The sequence below is a fragment of the Bradyrhizobium sp. CCBAU 45394 genome (assembly GCF_028128655.1).
GTDB classification, from domain to species: Bacteria; Pseudomonadota; Alphaproteobacteria; order Rhizobiales; family Xanthobacteraceae; genus Bradyrhizobium; species Bradyrhizobium diazoefficiens.
In genome coordinates this window covers 1-577 of the sequence record NZ_LBIX01000050.1, presented here as the reverse complement: position 1 = coordinate 577, position 577 = coordinate 1, and the positions used below count along the sequence as shown (strand labels likewise).

At 61.2% G+C, this 577-nt stretch carries 1 protein-coding gene; it reads left to right on the top strand.

Translation table 11 applies throughout. The annotated features are described in order from the left end of the window. Nucleotides 1-577, top strand: a 577-nt coding sequence (locus WN73_RS11620; protein ID WP_271552838.1) for an IS110 family transposase, incomplete at both ends; no start/stop codon positions are given.

The window sequence follows — 577 nt, the reverse complement described above, 5'->3', positions numbered from 1 at the left end:
TCTAACGAAGCTCGGCCGCATTCCCATGACTCGTGACAGCTTGGAGGCTTTCGCCAGGAAGGAACTCACCCATGATGATCACGTGGTCGTCGAGGCGACTGGCAATGCCGCGGCCGTTGTCGAAGTTCTGGCGCCGTATGTCGACCGTGTTGTCATCGCCAACCCGAAGCAGGTGCGGTGGATCGCGCACGCAAAGATCAAGACGGATGCGATTGATGCCGCCGTGCTCGCGAAGTTGTACGCCACCGGATTTCTTCCGGAGGTCTGGGTACCCGATCAGCGCACTATGGCCCTGCGACGGCAAGTTGCGCGCCGTACGCAGCTCGTGCGTCAGCGGGTACGCTTGAAGAACCTCATTCAGTCGATCCTTCACGCCCACCTCATTCCGCCCTGTCCACACCTCAACCTTGTAGGGATCAGCGGTCGCAGGTGGATCGCCGCCCAGATTGTACCTGCCGACGAGCGTGCCGCAATCGAGCGGCACCTGGCGCAGATCGACCTGATCCAGGGTTCGTTGAAGGAGGTCGAGGCGGATATCGCGCGTGAAGCGATGTCCGATCCGATCATTCGGCGGCTG